This window comes from Deinococcus yavapaiensis KR-236 (assembly GCF_003217515.1).
GTDB lineage: Bacteria > Deinococcota > Deinococci > Deinococcales > Deinococcaceae > Deinococcus_A > Deinococcus_A yavapaiensis.
This window is the reverse complement of record NZ_QJSX01000004.1, coordinates 38,802-56,005: the sequence shown is the minus strand read 5'-3', so window position 1 is coordinate 56,005 and position 17,204 is coordinate 38,802. Positions and strand designations below refer to the sequence as shown.

Sequence of the window (17,204 nt, the reverse complement as noted above, 5' to 3'; positions counted from 1 at the left end):
GCTTGGTACACTTCCGTGGTGTTCGACTTTCCTCGTCCTCGTCGGCAAACGGTGTACGCGAAGCACGGCATGGTGGCGACTTCTCAGCCGCTCGCCGCTCAAGCGGGCCTCTACGTACTGAGAGAAGGGGGGAACGCCGTGGACGCCGCCATCGCGACGGCGGCGACCCTCACGGTGGTGGAACCGACGTCCAACGGAATCGGTGCGGACGCGTTCGCGCTCGTGTGGCACGGCGGCGAACTGCACGGACTCAACGGCTCGGGCCGTTCGCCGGCGCTTTTGTCGCGCGACGCCCTTTCTGAAGGGAAGTTGCCGACGCGTGGTTGGTTGCCCGTGACGGTGCCGGGAGCGCCGAGGGCGTGGGCGGATCTCCACGCTCGGTTCGGTCGTCTGCCCTTCGAGCGCGTGCTCGGCCCGGCGATCTCGTACGCGCGCAACGGCTATCCTCTGTCTCCGGTGCTCGCGCGTTACTGGAAGCGCGCGGTCCAGATCTACCGCGCGGCGAACGATCCGTTGCTGCAATCGTTCTTCGAGACGTTCGCGCCCGCGAACTTCGATCCGAGGCCGGGGGCCTTTTGGTCGTCCGAGGGGCACGCGCGCACGCTGGAGCGCATCGCGAAGAGCGGCGCCGCCGACTTTTACGAAGGCGAACTCGCCGAGCGAATCGACCGCTTCGCCAGGGAGACGGGCGGGTTGTTGCGCGCCTCGGACCTCGCCTCGCACGCGTCCGAGTGGGTGAAGCCGATCTCGGTCGAATACGACGGACACGAGGTGCACGAGATTCCACCCAACGGACAGGGCATCGCGGCGCTTGTCGCGCTCGGCATCCTCGGAAAGCTCGGCGAGGCGCGCGACGACGTCGAGTTCGTGCATCGCCAAATCGAGGCGATGAAGCTCGGCTTCGTCGACGCCCACCGTTACGTCGCGGATCCGCGCGTCGTGGACGTTCCGACGGCGGCGTTGCTCGAACCGGCTTATCACGCGCGCCGCGCCGAACTGATCTCGGACACGGCGCTCGATCCGGCGGCGGGCGAGCCGAATCCCGGCGGCACGGTGTACTTGTGCACGGCGGACGGCGAGGGCGGCATGGTGTCGTTCATCCAAAGCAACTACATGGGTTTCGGAAGCGGCCTCGTCGTGCCCGGCACGGGCATCGCCTTGCAAAACCGAGGGCACAACTTCAGCTTGGAAGCCGGTCATCCCAACGAGATCGCGCCGTCGAAGCGGCCGTACCACACCATCATCCCCGGCTTCCTGACGCGAGAAGGCGAAGCCGTCGGGCCGTTCGGCGTGATGGGCGGCTTCATGCAACCGCAAGGACACTTGCAAGTCGTCGTGAACACTTTGCGGCACGCCATGGACGCGCAAGACGCCCTCGACGCGCCGCGTTGGCAGTGGACCGGGGGGCGCACGGTGGAAGTGGAGCACGAAGTCGGCGCGACCTTGGCCCGCGCTCTCGCCGCGCGCGGACACGACGTGCGCGTGAACCTCGAGCCGGGCGCATTCGGGCGCGGACAGATCATCTGGCGCGATCCCGGGACGGGCGTGCTGCAAGGCGGAACCGAGTCGCGCGCCGACGGCGTCGTCGCCGCCTACTGACGCCGCTTCATTTGCCGTTGATGTACGAGGCGCATTGTTGCAACTTTGTCCCCGTGCGCCGCGTACATTAATGGCATGAGCTTCCTGAACAAAATGTTGGCTTCCGTGGGCTTCGGCGCGGCGAAGGTGGACACGCAACTCGACTCCTCGCAAGTGCGCCTCGGAGAGACGCTCAGCGGACGGGTCGTCGTGCGCGGCGGCAACGTCGCCCAGACCATCGAGCACATCAACTTGTACGTCATGACGCAGTACAAGCATGAAGACACGTATCACAACCACGCCGTGCATACGCAGACCGTGTCGGGCCGTCTCGACCTCAAGCCGGGAGAAACGCGTGAAGTTCCCTTCCGCTTCCCGATCGGCTACAGCGTTCCGCTCTCGATGTACGGCACGAAGTTGTGGGTGCAGACGGGCGCCGCCATCTCGGCGGCCGTCGATCCCGGCGACTCGGACGCCTTGACGGTCTTGCCGAACGCGCCCGTCGAAGCGTTCCTGGCGGGCGTCGAGCGTCTCGGGTTGCGCTTCAAGAAGTCCGAGATCGAGTACAGCAAGGGCCGCTTCGTGCAGGAACTGGAGTTCGTTCCGCCGTACGGCGCGTACAGCGTGGCGGAAGTCGAATTCGTCCTCTTCGCGCAAGCGGACCGTCTCGGCGTGATCATCGAAGTGGACCGCCGAGCGCGCGGCATGGCCGCCTTGTTCGTCGAGGAGTTCGAATCGCGTTCGCGCTGGGAACTCTCGCCGCAACTCATCGCGGCGGGACCCGACGTCATCGCCCGCGAACTTGGCGACCGAATTCGCGGCATGTAAGTCGAACCTCGAGGGTCGAGGGCCGCCGGTCCTCGACCCTCGACCGTATGATGGCCGCATGTCGCTTCGCCTTCTCACCGCCGACGTCGTGTACACCGGAATGGGCTTGCCTCAACGAGACGCGGGCGTCGTCGTCTCCGACGACACCGTCGCCGCGACCGGTCGCCTCGCCGAGTTGCGCTCGTCGTTTCCGCACGCCGTGGAAACGTACGTGGGCGCCGTCATCGCGCCCCTCGCCGTCAACGCGCACACGCATCTCGACATGAGCTCGTACGATTTCCAAGCGTTGCCTTACTTTCGCTGGATTCCCGAAGTCGTGATCGCCAACCGCGAAAAGCGTGGCCTCGCCGGGGCTCGGCTCGGGTTCGCGTCACTCGAAGCTTCGCGAGTCTCGGCGTTCGGCGACATCGTGTGGGACCCCGACGTCATGACCTTCCTGCTGTCCGAGTCGACCTTGCCGGGCGTGGCGTACTGGGAAGTGCTCGATCCCGATCCGGCGACGGCGAAGGACACCTTTCGAAAGACCGTCGAGCGTGTGGAGGCGTGGCGTCGGCTGGAGGGGCGCGGCGTGAAGGTGGGTCTTTCACCGCACGCGTCGTACACCGTCTCGCACGAATTGTTTCGCTTGCTGGCCGATTACGCGCGCCGCGAAGCCTTGCCCATGCAAATCCATGTCGCCGAGCACGGCAGCGAGCTCGCGTTGTTCGCCGCCGGGACGGGGCCGCTCGCCGAGTCCTTCGGGCGCGTGGTGAAACTCGACCTCGCGACGATCTTCGGGCGATCGCCCGATTCGGCCCTCACGCCCGTGTCGTACCTCGCCGATCTCGGCGTGCTGGACGCCAAGCCCACCTTGATCCACATGGTTCACGTCACCGAGGACGACGTGAAGATCGTCGCTTCGGCGGGCAGCACGGTCGTGACGTGCCCGCGCAGCAACGCGAACTTGCAGTGCGGCACCTTCGACTGGCCGCTCTTCGCGCGCCTCGGTGTGGAGGTCGCCGTCGGCACCGACTCCGTCGCGAGCGGGGAAACGCTCGACGTGCACGACGAACTCGCCTTCGCCCGCGCCGCCTACCCGAACCTCGACGACCGCGTGTTCGTGCGCGCGGCGGTGAAAGGAGGAGCGCGCGTGCTGGGGGAGAGCGTGCCCTTCATTCGCCGAGGCGAGCCGTGGCGCGAAGCTTACGCTTGGCAGGCATGAAAAACCTCCTCGCCCGTAAAGGCGAGGAGGTGTGGCGGACACGTCTTACTTGATGTACGTCAGCGGGAGGAGGCGGCTGCCGTAGTAGCTGCTCCAGAGGTTGCGGGGCATCGCGCCGCCGACGCGGCTGTTGAAGGCCACGTGGTAGTTCGTCGCGATAAGGTAGACGACGGGTTGCAAGGTGCTTTCCGTACGCAGCAGATCGGCGGCGATCGCGCGACGCTTGGCGGTGCTCGACTCTTGGAGCCCTTGGAAGTACAGATCGGAGATCTTCTTCTCGTCGGTGTCGAGGCACTTGCCGCTCATGTTCCAGAAGTGCAGGCCGCCGTCGCACGGAACGACGTTGCTGCCGAACGGCCAGATGTTGTCGCCGCCCGAGAGGCCGAGCAGGATCGCATCGAACGGACGCTTGTCGCCCGACGCCGTGAGGGCGTTGACGAGGTTGTTGAAGTCGATGGACTTCGCGTTGACCTTCACGCCGACCTTCTTGGCTTCGTCCGCGAAGATCTGCATCATTTGCTCGCGCTCTTTGTTGCCCGCGTTCGTCACGAGGTCGAACTCGACGCGGTCACCCTTGGCGTTGACGAGGTAGCCGCTGGAGTCCTTCTTGGTGTACCCGAGGCCCGCCAGCGTCTTCACGGCGGCGGCCGGGTCGTATTTGAAGGTCTTGAGGTCCTTCGGGATGAAGCTGTTGAACACCGGGTACACCGAGGTGTAGACCTCGGAGCCGAGACCGCCGAGGACGAGCTTCACCATCGCGGCGCGGTTGGCGAGTTGGCTCATCGCTTGACGGAACTTCTCGTTGCGGAACAACGCTTGCTTGGCGGGGTCGTCGCTCTTGTTCCAGTTGAACACGATCCACGACGACGTGGAGTTCGGGCCGACGTTCGGGTAGAAGTTCGCCTTGAGGCTGCCCTTGTCGATCGCCGACTTGATCTGCGCGAGGTCGTCCGCCTTGGAGATCGGCGCGATGTCGGTTTGGCCCGCGAGGAACGCGGCGAGGTCGGCGTTCGTGTCCTTCACGATCGTGAAGGACTGACCGTCCAGGTACGGCAGGGCGTTGCCCGCGCTGTCCTTGTTCCACTCGCCCCAGTACTTGTTCTTCACGAAGGAGGCGCGCTCACCGACTCGGTAGCCCGACAGCACCCACGCGCCCGCCGTGACGAGTTCCTTGGCGGGAGTGTTGAGCGAGTACAGCTTCTTGACGGCTTCCGCGCCGCCCGAGCGGTACGCCTTGCCCCAGATGTGGTCGGGTTCGGGGGCGAGCGTGAGCTTGGCGAAGGCGGTGACGTCCTTCGAGGGGAACGTCACTTGCAACTCGTACGTGCCGAGCTTCTTCATCGTGACGGGCTTGCCGTTGATGATGAAGCCGTCGCGCGCTTGCGAGCCGACCTTCTCGTCCATCGTGATGTTGAAGGTCGTGACGAAGTCGTCGGCCGTGATTTCCTGGCCGTCGCTGAACTTCATGCCCTTGCGCAGGGTGAAGGTGTAGACCTTGCCGTCGGCCGAGGCTTTGTACGACTCGGCCATGTAAGGAATGAAGTCGTCCGTGCGGGGATCTTGCGTGACGAGGCCGGTCGTACCGACTTCCTCGATCGAGGGAATGCTTCCCGCTTCGGCCGTGGTGAACGGGTTGTAGGTCTTGAAGTCCGAAATCGCGGACTGGCGCAACACGCCACCCTTCTTGGCCGACTTGGCCGGGGTGTCCGACCAGGCGGCCGGCCACACGAAGGGCTTGGTGACTTTGGTTTGAGCCGACGCGACGCCGAGAAGCAGCGTCGCCGACAGTGCAGCAACAGAAATAGCTCGCATGTTTATGCTTCCTCCTGGATAGAGAGACTATCGTCCGAAGATGAGCGCAAATCCGCTTCCTCCTGACGAACGTGAGTCACACGCGCACAAACGTACCACAAGAACTTCTTGCGCGCTGCAAAGGCCTTGAGCGTCGCTTCATTTTTGGAACGAGGCGTCCTCGAGATGCCGCGCGCATGCCAAAACACGCACGCCTGGAGCCCCCTTCCCCGACACGTCGAGCTGCGTCAGGGCGGTGTTGACGTGATCTCCGCGCCGTTCGCGCCACACTTCAGCCAGATCCCAACTCAGCAGCGACGCGAGCATGCCGGTGATCGCCGCGCCGTGCGACACGAGCACGACGTGCTCGCCGTGCTCGAACGTCAACTCGTCGAAGAAACGCCGGAGGCGAGCGCCCGCCTCGCCGACCGTCTCGCCTCCGGGCGGGGCGTACGTGATGGGCCAAGCCGCGAACGCGGCAGGCTCCTCGAGCGCGAGTTCGTCCATTCGGCGCCCTTCCCAGATTCCGACGCTGATCTCGCGCAACTGAGGGGACGTCTCCACGGAGACGTCGGTCGCAGCCCCGATCGCGGCGGCCGTCTGCGCGGCGCGCGTCAGGTCGCTCGAAAAGATCCGCGTCACGCGCGGCGCCTCGCGGGCCAACCGACGCGCCACGCGCGCCGCTTGCGTCAATCCCACCTCGTCGAGCGGCACGTCCGCGTAGCCTTGCAGTCGTCCCGCCGCGTTGTGGGCCGTTCGACCGTGCCGAACGAGGGTCAGCACCGCGCTCACTCGCCGCCTCGGGCGAGGTCGGTGAGGGCGGTGAGTTCGTCACTCGCTCGGTCTTGCTGCCCCACGGGCGCCAGACGCGCCTCGATCGCCCGCGCGTGCGCCTCCAAGCCCTCGGCGCGCGCCAGCCTCGCCGCGTGCGGCCCCACCTCTTGCAAGGCCCGCTCGTTCACGCCGACGACCGAGATGATGTTTTGAAAGTCGCGTACGTTCACGGGACTGGAAAAGCGCGCGGTGCCGCCCGTCGGCATGACGTGGCTAGGCCCGGCCGCGTAGTCGCCCAGCGCCTCCATCGAGGCTTCGCCGACGAACACGCCGCCCGCCTTGCGCACCTTTCCGAGCAAGCTCCACGGATCCTTCGTCAGCAGGCACAAGTGTTCGGGCGCGTAGAGGTTCGCGAAGTCGAAGGCTTCGTCGAGCGAGTCGGCGAGGACGATCTTGAAGCGCGCGCCCACCGAGTCACGCGCCCACGAACGATTCGGCTCGGGCAGCGCCTCCAACTGTCGGTGCAACTCGCGTTCCACCTCGATCAGCAACGCGCGACTCGTCGTGACGAGGACGGGTTCCGCTCCGAGATGTTCGGCTTGCGCCAGCAAATCCGCCGCGACGAAGCGAGGATCGGCCGTTTCGTCGGCCAGCACGAGCGTCTCCGTCGGACCCGGCAAGCTCTCGATCCCGACTTCGCCGAACACCAAGCGCTTGGCGATCACCACGAAGGAATTTCCCGGTCCCGCGATCTTGTCGACGCGCTTCAAGCTCGCCGTGCCGAACGCCAACGCCGCGATCGCCTGCGCGCCGCCCACGCGGTACACGCCCGACACGCCGACTTCGCGCGCCGCCACGAGAATCGCCTCGTGAACCGAGCCGTCCTTGTTCGGAGGCGTCGCCACGACGATCTCCGGCACGCCCGCGACCTTCGCGACGACCGCCGTGTGAATCAAGGTACTGATCAGCGGTGCGAGTCCGCCCGGCACGTAAACGCCGACGCGCTCGATCGGCCGCACGATCTGCCCGAGCGCACCGAGGTCGTCGTGGTGCATCCAGCCGTGCGCGGGCTGCCGTTCATAAAAGGCCCGCACCCGCTGGCACGCCACGCGAATGGCGGCGTGCAAGTCGGCGTCGACGGTCGCCGCCGCCACGTCCTCGTCGGGCACGCGCAACGCCTCGACGTCGACTCCGTCGAGTCGACGCGTCCACTCGCGCAGCGCTTCGTCGCCTCGGGCCCTCACGTCCGCAAGGATGCGCTCCACGACTTGCGCGGGCGTGAGGCGCTCGCCGAACAACGCCTCGTTGCGGTCCAGCACCGACTCGGGCACGCGCTCTTCACCGAAGCGCCTCGTCAAGGCCGCGCGCGCCGCCGATCCCGTCAAGATGTTCACGGCAAGAATCTAGCTTATTTTTCCGCTCACTTGGCGTGCAGGAACTCGGCGATGGCGTTGGCGATCGCCGTCGCCAAGGTGTCGCGGTACGTGGAGTCGCCGAGCTTGCGACCCTCCACGGGATGCGAGCCGAAGCCGAGCTCGATCAGGATGGCGGGCGTGCGCGTCTCTCGGATCACGGCGAAGGGCGCGGTGCCGATGCCACGGTTCGTCGCGCCCGTCGACGCGATGAGGTTTCGCTGCACCATGCTCGCGAGCTTCTTCGAGTACGTCAGCTTGCTCTGCGCGATCAAGTCACCCAAAAGGCTTTGCGCGATGTTCGCGCTTTCACGCGTGACGCGCTCACCGACCGCGCCGCCCCCGTTTTCGCGCACGGCCACCGCTCGACTGCCCGAGTCGAGCAGCTGCCCGAACACCCACGTCTCGATGCCTTGCGCGCTCGAACTCGTCGAGGCGTTGACGTGAATCGACACGTACGCGTTGACGGTACCGACGTTCGCCAAGTTCGCTCGCATGTTGAGGTCGACAGGTTTGTTGACCGACAACTGCGTGTCGCGGTCGCGCGTCATCACCACGTCGATTCCGGCGGCGCGCAACTTCTCGCGCACGCGCTGCGACACGTCGAGCGTCACCTCTTTTTCCATGACGAAGCCCACCATGCCGTTGTCGATGCCTCCGTGACCCGGGTCGAGCACGACCTTGAGGCGAGGCGCGACGGGCGCGCCGAGCGCGGCGGGCCGCACGACGGCCGCGCTTTGTTCGCTCGCGCTTCGGTCCACGTTCGTGCCGACGTCCACGACGAGGCGCGCGGGCGTCGAGCCTTTGGCGGGAATCACGAAGGCGTTCACCTTGCGGCCCGACGCCACCGTGAGCGTGACCGTGCTTGCTCGCGTTCCACCTTGAACGTCATAGGCGGTGACGTCGTTGGTTCGCAGCGAGCCACGCTCGGATTTCAGGGCGGCGCCGACTTGAACGCTGACGCTGCGTCCCAGCACTTTCGTCGTCGCGGTCGCGTCGCTCGGCAAGTCGAATACGACGCGTGTGAAACCGTCGTGGTTGCCGATGCGCGGAGCAGCCAACGAGAACGTACCGATCAAGAGGGACGCGAGAAGGAGGGAAGTGTGCCGCTTCACGTTGCGCGCAGTGTAAAGCATTCGCCTCGGCGCGCGTGCACACGAATCTGAGAACGATGAGGGGCTGACGTCCGGCTGACGTCCTTTTTCACGTCTCTCAGCGGCTCCTCGCTAGACTCGATCTCATGAAACGCCTCGTCGTGACGATGCTCGCCGCGCTGGGAATCGCGTCCGCCGCGACCTTCGCAGGCTTCCAAATCAAGCCGTACGGCAATCAAAAGCTCAACTTGCAAACGGGCGCGACCGTCCTCGAGGCGGGCGGCGTCGCCACGGACGCCGAGCGCGGCGTGACGGTCGACGCGCGTTACATCGAATTCAAGGACGGGGCGTGGCTTCGCGCGCGCGGCGCGAAGCTCACCACCGAAGACGGCGGCGCACTCAGCGCCGACAACGTCGAGTACAGCGCCGCCAAAGGCGACCTCACGGCGAAGGGCAACCTCGTGTACAACGATTCGCGCGTGCGCGGCCTCACGGCGGCGTCCCTCACCTTGGAAGCCGACTCGAAGATCGTTTCCGCCACGGGAAGCGTCAAGAGCGTCACGCCGATCATGCAAGCCGATACCGTCGTCGTCGATTACCAACATCGTCGTGCCGTTATGCGCGGCAACTACCGTTACAGCTTCGGCGGAACGCGTCTCGGCAACGCGCGACCTGACGCCGTGCTGCTCGTCACGTGGGACGGCAAGAACAAACCGGTCGCCACGAGCCGCCCCAACGCCGCCATCGTGAAACAGTACGAGGCTTACTGGAAGTGACCGATCGGGACGTGAAGCGCGCACGCTACCTTGCCCGCGCCACACGTTCGACCTTCAATTCAGCACCGCCTTCACGGCGTCGTTGATCCACGCGAACGCCGCGCGGATGTTGCCCATCGTGTAATCCTCGTGCGAGCCGTGCTGCATGAACGCGTACACGACGTGCTGCCCGTTCGGCGTCTCGAAGTATCCCGTCATCGTCAGGATCTTCCAGCCGTTGCCGCCCTTGCCGCCGAAGTACGTGACCGGAGCGTGGAGGGCGCTGCGGCCGAAGCCCGTCGCCATCACCTCGCGCTGCACGGCGCGCGACGCCGACGACAACTTCGGCCTCAAGAACTCGTGCGCGATGAGCGTGCCAAACTCGAAGGGCGTCGAGACGTTGTGCGTTCCGATGTCCGCGCCCTCGTCGTACCGCTCCTCGAAGTAATCGTCGAGCTTTTGTTGCAGCACGTCCGCGCGAACGCCACGGGCCGTCTCGTCGAGATGGTGCGCGATTCGGGCGCGCTCCTCGGGGCTGGCCTGCGCGAACACGCCCGCGCCCGGCCAGTTCTTGTCGAGGCCCGCCTGCGCCACCCACCACGTCTTCGTCGGCAAGATCAAGCGCGTGCGGCACAAGTCGAGATCGTCGGCGAGCTTTTGCACCGCCTCCAGTCCGACGCGGCGGTGCAAGATGTCCGTCGCCGTGTTGTCGGAGTTGTGAATCATGCGGTGCAGAAGCGTGCGCGTCGTCGAATCGTCGTACGGATAGTTGCCGAGGCTTTGACTGCCGTGGTCCACGTCGAAGGTCTCGTCGAGGCGCAGCTTGCCTTCGTCGACTTGCCGCAACGCTTCCCACAGCACCGCTTGCTTGTACGAACTCGCCAAAGGGTACACGCCGTTCGGATCGGTCGCGACCGCCTTCACGGGTTGCAGCGTTTCAGGGTCCACGACCGCCACCCACAAGCCGAGCCGTCCCGTGAGCCGACTCGGCGGCTCGGGCGCGGCTTCGAAGGCGCCGGGACGCACGCACGACATGTGCGCCAAGGTCAATTTGGGATGAGCTTCCGCGCGCGTGTCACGCCACCACGACCACGCGCCGAACAGGGCCAGCCCCAACAGGACGTAACGGCCCTTGTTCTTCAGAGGATGCTTGCCACGTCGACGTCGGCCCATGGTGCGAAATCAGGAAAGCGAGGGCTCCATCGCCACGCCGAACGCGCCGGGACCGGCGTGCGTCGCCACGACCGCGCCGATCGTGAGCGCGCCGAGGTCGTGCACGTTCACGCCCGTGAGGCCCGCCCGCACTTCCCTCAAGCTTTCCTCGCCGCCTTCCGTGTACAGAAACATCGCCCGCGCGTTCGAGTGGGCGCTCGCGAAGTTGCGCACGTGATCCACGATGTCCTGAACCGCCTTCTTGTGTCCGCGCACGCGCCCGCCCGCCTCGACGCGTCCGCCGCGCACTTCCAAGATCGGCTTGATGTTGAGCAACCCGCCCAGCAACGCTTGCGCGCCGCCGATGCGGCCGTTACGGCGCAAGAACTCCAACGTGTCCACCGTGAAGCGGATGTTCATCGCGCGCTGCACGCCTTCGAGTTCCGCCACGATGTCCGACACGCTGCGGCCTTCACGCGCGCGCTGGGCCGCGCGCAGGACTTGCATGCCGAGGCCGGCCGAGACGCTCTTCGAGTCCACGACCGTCACCTTGCCGCCGAACTCTTGCGCGGCGAGATTCGCGCTGCCCATCGTGCCCGACAATTGCGAGCTGAGGTGAATGGACAAAACGTGATCCGCCTTTTCGAGCGCCTTGCGGTACGCCTCGGCGAACTCGGCGGGACTCGGCTGCGACGTGCTCGGCGGCGCCTTGCCTTCGCGGACTCCACGGAAGATCTGCCCAGGATTGATTTCGAGACTGTCCTTGAGCATCGATCCGCCGAACAGCACGTACAACGGCACCGAGGTGATGTCGTACTGCTTCAGGTGCGACTCCAGCAGGTCGCTCGTAGAGTCGGTGACGATTGTGATCATGGCGTTACTTTAACGCAAGATTCACGCGGCATCTTCGCGTGTCCCGCAAAGCCTCATGGTTCGCGCTAGACTGACGCCCAGTGAGTCCTGTCCCGTCCCACAGCGAACCCGAGAACGTCCTCGATCGACTCGTGCGGGAGCGCAAGGTGCGCGCCGTCGCGTGGGCGGGAAGTTACGGCAGTGATCAAGCGTGGTCGGGCAGCGTACCCACCCTCGTCACCTTCGAGCGCGGTCTCGTCTCGAATGCCACGGAGACGCGCGCGGGCACGGTGATCGAGCGCTTTCCGTACGAACTGCTCGAAGCGTGGCGAGAATGGGAAGTGGCGCGCGCCGACGCGCCGCTCGGCTTGCTCGCGACCGCGCGCGTGGCGTACGACCCCACCGGCTTCTTCGCGCGCATCCAGAAGACGCTTTGGAATCTCAGCGAGGAACGTCTCGCCGCGTACCGCAGCGACTTGCTCAACTCGGCCGCCGAGCAACTCGATATCGTCGGGCGCGAGGTGTCTCGGCCCGGCCACACCGCCACGCAGCACATCGTCGCGCTCGTGACCGCGCGGGACGTCGCCCTCGCCTTCGTCTACCCGGCCTTGCTGACGTACCTGCACGCCTGGCCCGAGTTCGAAGTGCGTATGCCGCACGCGTGGCGCGCCGTGGCAGGCCTCAAGTTTCCCCGCGCCATCTACCACCTCGACAGCTTGTACGGCTTCGGAGGCGAGGACGAGGCGAGGCGCGTCCTGCTTGCCACGCGCGGCCTCGGCCTCGTCGCGCAGGAACGGCGGGCGCGCGCCGCCTTTCAGTGCGGCTACTTCGACGGCGCCGTGCGCTTGCTGCGCGACGAGACGTCGCGAACGCACCGCGCGGACCTCACGAACTGGGCGCACCTCAGCCCGACGAAGCGCGAGCGTCTCAGCACGCTGCTGGGCTTGGAGCGCGCTCCGCTCGGCCCGAGCGCCCTCGTCGCCGCCGAGAAGCTCGTGGAGGCGACGAGGGACGGCGAGTGACCCGGACGCGTCACTTCAATCGGTTCACGAACTCCAAGACCGCCTGACGCGTTTCGCCCAAGAACGTCAAGCGACGGCTGAGCGAGCCCACGATGGTGTAGTGGTCGAGCTTGGGAAGCACGCGTCGCTCCACCGGCACGCCCGCCGCCCGAAGAGCCGCCTCCATGCGCACGGCGTTCTCGGGACCGACCACCTGGTCCTTCTCGGCGACGAGCAGCAAGTGCGGCGGCGCGTCGCGGCGAACGTGGTACGACGGCATGACGTCCTCGGGCGCCGCGTCCTTGGGAAAGGCGTTGCGGCTGGAGAACTGACGGAAGTCGTAACTGTACGGTCCCGCGATGCCGATCACGCCCTTCACGCTCGACACGGGAACGTCGACTTCTTGTAGCCAACGCCGATTCACCACGACTTCCACGGCGTTGAAGCCGCCCGCCGAATGCCCGGAGACGAACAGGGTGTTCGGATCGCCACCGAACCGCGCGGCGTTCTCGCGTGTCCAGCGAATCGCGCTCGCCGCGTCTTGCACGTAAGACGGGTAGCGATTCACGGGAGCGAGACGGTACGACATCACGACCGTCACGAGACCTGCCCGCGCGAACGACTCGCCGACGAACTTGTATCCGTCCTTCGATCCGCCCGTCCACGATCCGCCGTGAATGAAGATCAGCACGGGCGCGCCCCGGGCGTGAAGCGGCGCGTACACGTCCAGCACCTGCCGAGGATCCGAGCCGTACGCTCGATTCTTGTCGACGACGAGCCCTGACGTGTTGGCGAGGGCGTTCAGGGGAACGAGGGGGTCCACGCGAGCGCACCCTACCATGCCGAGCGCGAGGACGACTATCGGCAGCGACCGACGAGCGACGAACGTCATACGTCGTCAGTCTGGCGCGCCCGTTCATGAACAGAAGCGGCCTTGCCTTGCGCCTTCCTTGTGCCCACGCTGTTCGCGCCCGCTCCGCGATTGTCTATACTGCGCCCATGAGCCTCCTCGACATGATCGGTCCCGTGATGATCGGGCCGTCGAGCAGTCACACCGCGGGCGCGTGCCGCATCGGCCTCATCGCGCGAAGCGTCCTCGGGCACGCGCCGAGCACCGCGCGCATCGGGCTACACGCGAGCTTCGCCAAGACGGGCCGCGGACACGGCACGCACCTCGCCCTCGTCGCGGGCCTTCTCGGCTTTCAGCCCGACGATCCGCGCCTGCCGCGCGCCTTCGAGGAAGCGCAGGGAGTGAACCTCGCCATCGAATTCCAAGACGTCAACCTCGGAGACGTTCACCCGAACACGGCGCGCATCGACCTCATCGGAGGCGGAAGCGACGCGTCCGTCATCGCGAGCAGCACGGGGGGCGGCGCCATTCACGTCGTGCGTGTCGACGGCTTCAAAACCGACTTCACGGGCGCCTCTCCGACGCTTCTGCTGCGCTATCAAGATGCCGTCGGCATGATCGCCCGCGTCGCCACCCTCATCGCCGAGGACGGCGTCAACATCGCCACCCTCGTGTGCACCCGTGAGAAACGCGGCGGATCGGCGATGCTGTCCATCGAACTCGATACGCGCCTGTCCGACCACGCGATTCGCTCCATCGCCCACGCTCCGGAAATTCGCTGGTTGAGGATGCTGCCGAAAGTGATGGACTGAACTTCAAGAGTTCGTGCCGAGAATCTTCCATCGGTACACGCCGAGAAAGTTGCGGTTGCTGCTCGTCGGGTGAAACGCCCCTTCCGGATGACGCATGAGGGTGTCGACGGTCACGAGCCGCACCTCGCCGCCCTCCCGAGGAGCTGCGCCCGTGTGGTACACGACGCGTCCTTCGCCGAGGTAGACCATGGTGTGGTACGCGCCGAGGTTCGGACGCAAAAAGAACAGCAAGTCTCCGCGCCGCGCGTCACGCCAATTGCGAGAGACGAAGTTCACCGAGCCGCGCAGCAGAAACTGCGCGGACGTGCGGCCCACCATCCGTCCCTTCTCCACGTCGCTCGTACGGTAAGGTCCGGCCGCCACGCGAAACAGCGACCGTGACACGAGCGGAGCCGGATAGCCGTACGCGCGCACTTTCGGCGACGTTGGCCTGGGAAGGTAGCGAAACTTCGCCCACCACGCGTCGTCGTGATTCACGAGCGCTTGCACGAACGCGTAGCGCACGAGGCCCGAGCAGTCCTGATCACCTTCGGGCCAATCTCGATTGAGACCGTAGAACTGACTTTCCGCGACGCTCGCGAACCAGTCGGAAAACGAAGCGCGGTCTTGCCCGACGAGCTCCAGCGCGTCGGGGTAGCCGTCACCGTCCGAGTCCAACGGCGCGCCCGAAGCGGCCCTTCCACCCAGCAGGCACACGAGGGCCAGCGTCAACCACCGCCGCTTCACGGCCGCCTTCAGCGTGAACGCTCGCCCGCACGAATCGCGATGCTCAAGCGATTCTCGATCGGTGGAATCGGGCAACTCCATCCTTCGCCGTACGCGCAGTACGGAAAATACGCGAAGTTGAAGTCCAGCGTGGCCATGTCCCCGTGGACGTGCCCTTCCACGTAACGGCCCGTCTCGTACGTCTCGGCGCCGCTCGTCGCGTCCCTGAAGGGAACGAACACCTGCGTCGGCGCGTCGTCTCCGAACGGTGCGAACAATGTCAACGTGCCCGTACCCTCGGGCACGTCGAAGGTCACCGTGCCGTAACGGATGAAGTGACGCGCCTCGCCCGTCGTCGTGGCGAGCTCCACGACTTCCCCGTCGCTCGGCACGATCGAAGCGAAGATACGGTAAGCGGCGTTCGGCTCGAAGTACGCCAAGCCCGCGAAGCCCGAACGCTCCTCGGGCGGCAGGGGAGAGTTCGGCCCTCGAAAAAACACGTCCTTGCGCCGACGATGGTCGAGCAACTCGGTCGTCACGTCGTCCATGTCAAAACTCCACTCTGAAGGTGCGCTCGCGAAATTCCACGACGTCTCCGCGACGCACCTTGCGGCGGCGGCGCGTCTCCACTTCGCCGTTGAGCAGCACCTGTCCGTCTTGAATCACGAACTTCGCCTCGCCGCCCGTCTCCACCAAGCCTTCGAGCTTCATCCAGTCTTGCAAGTCGATCGTGTCCGAGTTCGTCGCTGAGTCGCTCATCAAGGCAGAGGATAGCGCTCCGAGAAGAGCCGCACGTCCGCCGCGTCCACCTTGCCGTCCTTGTTGAGGTCACCCGGCAAATTCTGTCCGGTGCGCCCGTAGTTCACGGCCAAGATGGCGAAGTCTCCGAGGTCGGGGCCCGCCGGAGGTGTCGGAGCGGTGGGCGTGGGCGTGGCGGTCGGCGTGGTCGTGGGGGTGGAGGTGGCGCCGGACGCAGGAGCGTCGCCGTTCGTTCCCGAGGATTGCGCCGCCGACTCGGTGGGAGGCGTGACGGGAGACGCCGTGGACGGTGCGGTCGGCTGCGTCGCCTCGGTGGGAGAGGTCGCCGGGGAGGTCGGCGGCGTTTGCGCCGACGTATCGCCGGTGGCTTTCTCGCTTTCGGGCGCCGAGGCCGTCGACGCGGGCGCCGCATCCGCCGTGCCCGTTTGCGCGGAAGTGCTTGGCGGCGACGGCTCGTTCGAAGCGGACGTCGACGACGGCGTGGAAGTCGGCGTCGACGCGGGAGGCGTGGCGCCGGGCGTGGACGCGGCTTGCTCGGAGGGCGGCGTCGCTTCGGCCGCGCCCTCTGCGGGAGGAGTGGCGGGGGCCGTGGCACTCGGCGCGTCGCCCGGCGCGCTCGTCGTGTCGGGCACCTTCGTCGGATTGGAAACTGGCGCGTTCGGCGAGGGCAAGCTCGGCGCCGCCGCGGGCGTCGAGGCGTTCGCGGCCGGGGTGGTCGAGGGCGACGTGGTCGGCGTGGCGCTTCCCGAGGGCGTCGCGCTCGCGGGCGGCTTGGGGGCGGGCAGGGCCGTCTCGACGATCTTCTTGCCCGTCGCGTCGCGCGCTTCGAGCCCCACCTGCGTTCCGTCGAGTTGCGTCGGGCCCGCGAAGCGCAGGGACACGACCGCGACGTTCGCTCCGCTCACCGGCTCTTTCGGAAAGCCGAGGACGACCGTGAGGAGCCCCGGGCTTTGCTTCCACAGCAGCAGAGGCGTGCCGTCGCCGGGCTGTACCCGCGCCACCTCGACGCCGCTCGGCAGACGCCACGACAACCGCATCGCCCGCGCGCCGCGCGGAGCGGTCACGCGCAGCGGAACGCGCGTGTCGCTACGAAAGGTCGTGTTCGCCGCGCTGCTCGCCCCGAGGATCGGCGTCAACGCCACGGGCGGGAGGGTCGCCACGTTGATCGTGAGCGTCTGCGACTTCGTCGATAACGTCGCGTCGGCCGCCTCCAACGTGAACTCGTAGCGGCCCGTCTGCGTCGGCGTGCCGGTCAGGGCGGTGCCGCTGAGGCGCACGCCGGGCGGCAACGTCCCGTTCGTGACGCGGACGCTGTACGGATTCACGCCGCCCGACAAGGCCACCGTCGTCGAATACGGCTCGTTCGCGTAGGCGTCGGGCAGCGTCGAGCTTCGAAAGCTCAAAATCTCCTTGCTGCTCGTCGTTCCCGACCCGAACGTGGAGTTGGTGCCGCACGAGGCGAGCGACGCCCCGAGCAGCAACGTGAGGAAGAAGCGGGCAGGCGCGACCGAGTGGGACATACGGGTATGAAAGCACATTCAGGCGAATCGAATCTGAAGAAAACGTGTGGGAAGACGCGTCCTTCGGCTCGGCGTCGCGTTCACGAAAGTCGCAGTGTCCTTTGCCGCCCACGAGTAGAA

At 66.4% G+C, this 17,204-nt stretch carries 17 protein-coding genes; 6 read left to right on the top strand and 11 right to left on the bottom strand.

From position 1 onward, the window contains the following. Positions 1-69: 69 nt before the first annotated feature. From DES52_RS06060 to DES52_RS06050, 3 genes are all read left to right on the top strand, one after another. Positions 70-1,599, top strand: coding sequence for a gamma-glutamyltransferase family protein (locus DES52_RS06060; RefSeq protein WP_110886136.1), 1,530 nt, complete (start codon positions 70-72; stop codon positions 1,597-1,599). A gap of 75 nt (positions 1,600-1,674) precedes the next feature. Further along, positions 1,675-2,406 carry a sporulation protein gene (locus DES52_RS06055; RefSeq protein WP_110885908.1) on the top strand — a complete coding sequence of 244 codons (732 nt, stop codon included), beginning with the start codon at positions 1,675-1,677 and terminating at the stop codon, positions 2,404-2,406. Between the two features lie 58 nt (positions 2,407-2,464). After that, entirely contained in the window at positions 2,465-3,607 is a 1,143-nt protein-coding gene (locus DES52_RS06050; RefSeq protein ID WP_110885907.1) for an amidohydrolase family protein, read from the top strand. A 45-nt stretch (positions 3,608-3,652) separates the two neighbouring features. Here the strand turns inward: DES52_RS06050 and DES52_RS06045 are convergent, their stop codons facing one another. From DES52_RS06045 to DES52_RS06030, 4 genes are all read right to left on the bottom strand, one after another. Then, positions 3,653-5,419, bottom strand: a complete 1,767-nt coding sequence (locus DES52_RS06045) for an ABC transporter substrate-binding protein (protein ID WP_110885906.1) — start codon at positions 5,417-5,419, stop codon at positions 3,653-3,655. A 138-nt stretch (positions 5,420-5,557) separates the two neighbouring features. After that, positions 5,558-6,190 (bottom strand): histidine phosphatase family protein, encoded by a 633-nt coding sequence (locus tag DES52_RS06040; protein ID WP_110885905.1) that lies wholly within the window; start codon positions 6,188-6,190, stop codon positions 5,558-5,560. After that, the gene (gene hisD / locus DES52_RS06035) at positions 6,187-7,566 is read right to left on the bottom strand and encodes a histidinol dehydrogenase (RefSeq protein WP_110885904.1); all 1,380 of its coding nucleotides are present in this window, start codon (positions 7,564-7,566) and stop codon (positions 6,187-6,189) included. Before hisD ends, DES52_RS06040 begins: the two co-directional genes overlap by 4 nt. A gap of 26 nt (positions 7,567-7,592) precedes the next feature. Next, on the bottom strand, positions 7,593-8,699 hold the full coding sequence (locus tag DES52_RS06030) for an N-acetylmuramoyl-L-alanine amidase family protein (RefSeq protein WP_245900758.1): 1,107 nt from the start codon (positions 8,697-8,699) through the stop codon (positions 7,593-7,595). A gap of 125 nt (positions 8,700-8,824) precedes the next feature. Here DES52_RS06030 and DES52_RS06025 point away from each other — a divergent pair, with 125 nt between their 5' ends. Next, on the top strand, positions 8,825-9,454 hold the full coding sequence (locus DES52_RS06025; protein WP_110885903.1) for a hypothetical protein: 630 nt from the start codon (positions 8,825-8,827) through the stop codon (positions 9,452-9,454). Positions 9,455-9,508: 54 nt separating this feature from the next. Here the strand turns inward: DES52_RS06025 and DES52_RS06020 are convergent, their stop codons facing one another. Both DES52_RS06020 and DES52_RS06015 read right to left on the bottom strand, forming a co-directional pair. After that, entirely contained in the window at positions 9,509-10,606 is a 1,098-nt protein-coding gene (locus DES52_RS06020; protein ID WP_110885902.1) for a serine hydrolase, read from the bottom strand. Between the two features lie 9 nt (positions 10,607-10,615). Further along, positions 10,616-11,458, bottom strand: coding sequence for a DegV family protein (locus DES52_RS06015; RefSeq protein ID WP_110885901.1), 843 nt, complete (start codon positions 11,456-11,458; stop codon positions 10,616-10,618). A gap of 80 nt (positions 11,459-11,538) precedes the next feature. Between DES52_RS06015 and DES52_RS06010 the strand changes: the two genes are divergently transcribed. Continuing rightward, on the top strand, positions 11,539-12,459 hold the full coding sequence (locus DES52_RS06010; protein WP_110885900.1) for a hypothetical protein: 921 nt from the start codon (positions 11,539-11,541) through the stop codon (positions 12,457-12,459). A 10-nt stretch (positions 12,460-12,469) separates the two neighbouring features. Here DES52_RS06010 and DES52_RS06005 read toward each other — a convergent pair whose 3' ends face one another. Beyond that, entirely contained in the window at positions 12,470-13,330 is an 861-nt protein-coding gene (locus DES52_RS06005) for an alpha/beta hydrolase (RefSeq protein WP_110885899.1), read from the bottom strand. Positions 13,331-13,437: 107 nt separating this feature from the next. Between DES52_RS06005 and sdaAB the strand changes: the two genes are divergently transcribed. Beyond that, complete coding sequence (sdaAB, locus tag DES52_RS06000) at positions 13,438-14,100, top strand: L-serine ammonia-lyase, iron-sulfur-dependent subunit beta (RefSeq protein WP_110885898.1); 663 nt, start codon at positions 13,438-13,440, stop codon at positions 14,098-14,100. A 3-nt stretch (positions 14,101-14,103) separates the two neighbouring features. Here sdaAB and DES52_RS05995 read toward each other — a convergent pair whose 3' ends face one another. The 4 genes from DES52_RS05995 to DES52_RS05980 are packed head-to-tail and all read right to left on the bottom strand — an operon-like array spanning position 14,104 to position 17,084. Then, entirely contained in the window at positions 14,104-14,826 is a 723-nt protein-coding gene (locus DES52_RS05995; RefSeq protein WP_170130918.1) for a DUF1175 family protein, read from the bottom strand. Between the two features lie 8 nt (positions 14,827-14,834). Further along, positions 14,835-15,353: a DUF1684 domain-containing protein gene (locus DES52_RS05990; RefSeq protein ID WP_110885896.1), complete on the bottom strand. Its 519-nt coding sequence runs from the start codon at positions 15,351-15,353 to the stop codon at positions 14,835-14,837. Between the two features lies 1 nt (position 15,354). Next, the gene (locus tag DES52_RS05985; protein WP_110885895.1) at positions 15,355-15,564 is read right to left on the bottom strand and encodes an RNA-binding S4 domain-containing protein; all 210 of its coding nucleotides are present in this window, start codon (positions 15,562-15,564) and stop codon (positions 15,355-15,357) included. Next, positions 15,564-17,084 (bottom strand): putative Ig domain-containing protein, encoded by a 1,521-nt coding sequence (locus tag DES52_RS05980; protein WP_110885894.1) that lies wholly within the window; start codon positions 17,082-17,084, stop codon positions 15,564-15,566. The genes DES52_RS05985 and DES52_RS05980 overlap by 1 nt, the downstream gene beginning before the upstream one ends. Positions 17,085-17,204 lie beyond the last annotated feature (120 nt).

Excerpts from the sequence above, each read along its gene's own strand:
- DES52_RS06060 (WP_110886136.1), top strand. The coding sequence starts at position 70 with ATGGTGGCGACTTCTCAGCCGCTCGCCGCTCAAGCGGGCCTCTACGTA.
- DES52_RS06055 (WP_110885908.1), top strand. The coding sequence starts at position 1,675 with ATGAGCTTCCTGAACAAAATGTTGGCTTCCGTGGGCTTCGGCGCGGCG.
- DES52_RS06050 (WP_110885907.1), top strand. The coding sequence starts at position 2,465 with ATGTCGCTTCGCCTTCTCACCGCCGACGTCGTGTACACCGGAATGGGC.
- DES52_RS06045 (WP_110885906.1), bottom strand. The coding sequence starts at position 5,419 with ATGCGAGCTATTTCTGTTGCTGCACTGTCGGCGACGCTGCTTCTCGGC.
- DES52_RS06025 (WP_110885903.1), top strand. The coding sequence starts at position 8,825 with ATGAAACGCCTCGTCGTGACGATGCTCGCCGCGCTGGGAATCGCGTCC.
- DES52_RS06020 (WP_110885902.1), bottom strand. The coding sequence starts at position 10,606 with ATGGGCCGACGTCGACGTGGCAAGCATCCTCTGAAGAACAAGGGCCGT.
- DES52_RS06015 (WP_110885901.1), bottom strand. The coding sequence starts at position 11,458 with ATGATCACAATCGTCACCGACTCTACGAGCGACCTGCTGGAGTCGCAC.
- DES52_RS06005 (WP_110885899.1), bottom strand. The coding sequence starts at position 13,330 with ATGACGTTCGTCGCTCGTCGGTCGCTGCCGATAGTCGTCCTCGCGCTC.
- sdaAB (WP_110885898.1), top strand. The coding sequence starts at position 13,438 with ATGAGCCTCCTCGACATGATCGGTCCCGTGATGATCGGGCCGTCGAGC.
- DES52_RS05990 (WP_110885896.1), bottom strand. The coding sequence starts at position 15,353 with ATGGACGACGTGACGACCGAGTTGCTCGACCATCGTCGGCGCAAGGAC.
- DES52_RS05985 (WP_110885895.1), bottom strand. The coding sequence starts at position 15,564 with ATGAGCGACTCAGCGACGAACTCGGACACGATCGACTTGCAAGACTGG.
- DES52_RS05980 (WP_110885894.1), bottom strand. The coding sequence starts at position 17,084 with ATGTCCCACTCGGTCGCGCCTGCCCGCTTCTTCCTCACGTTGCTGCTC.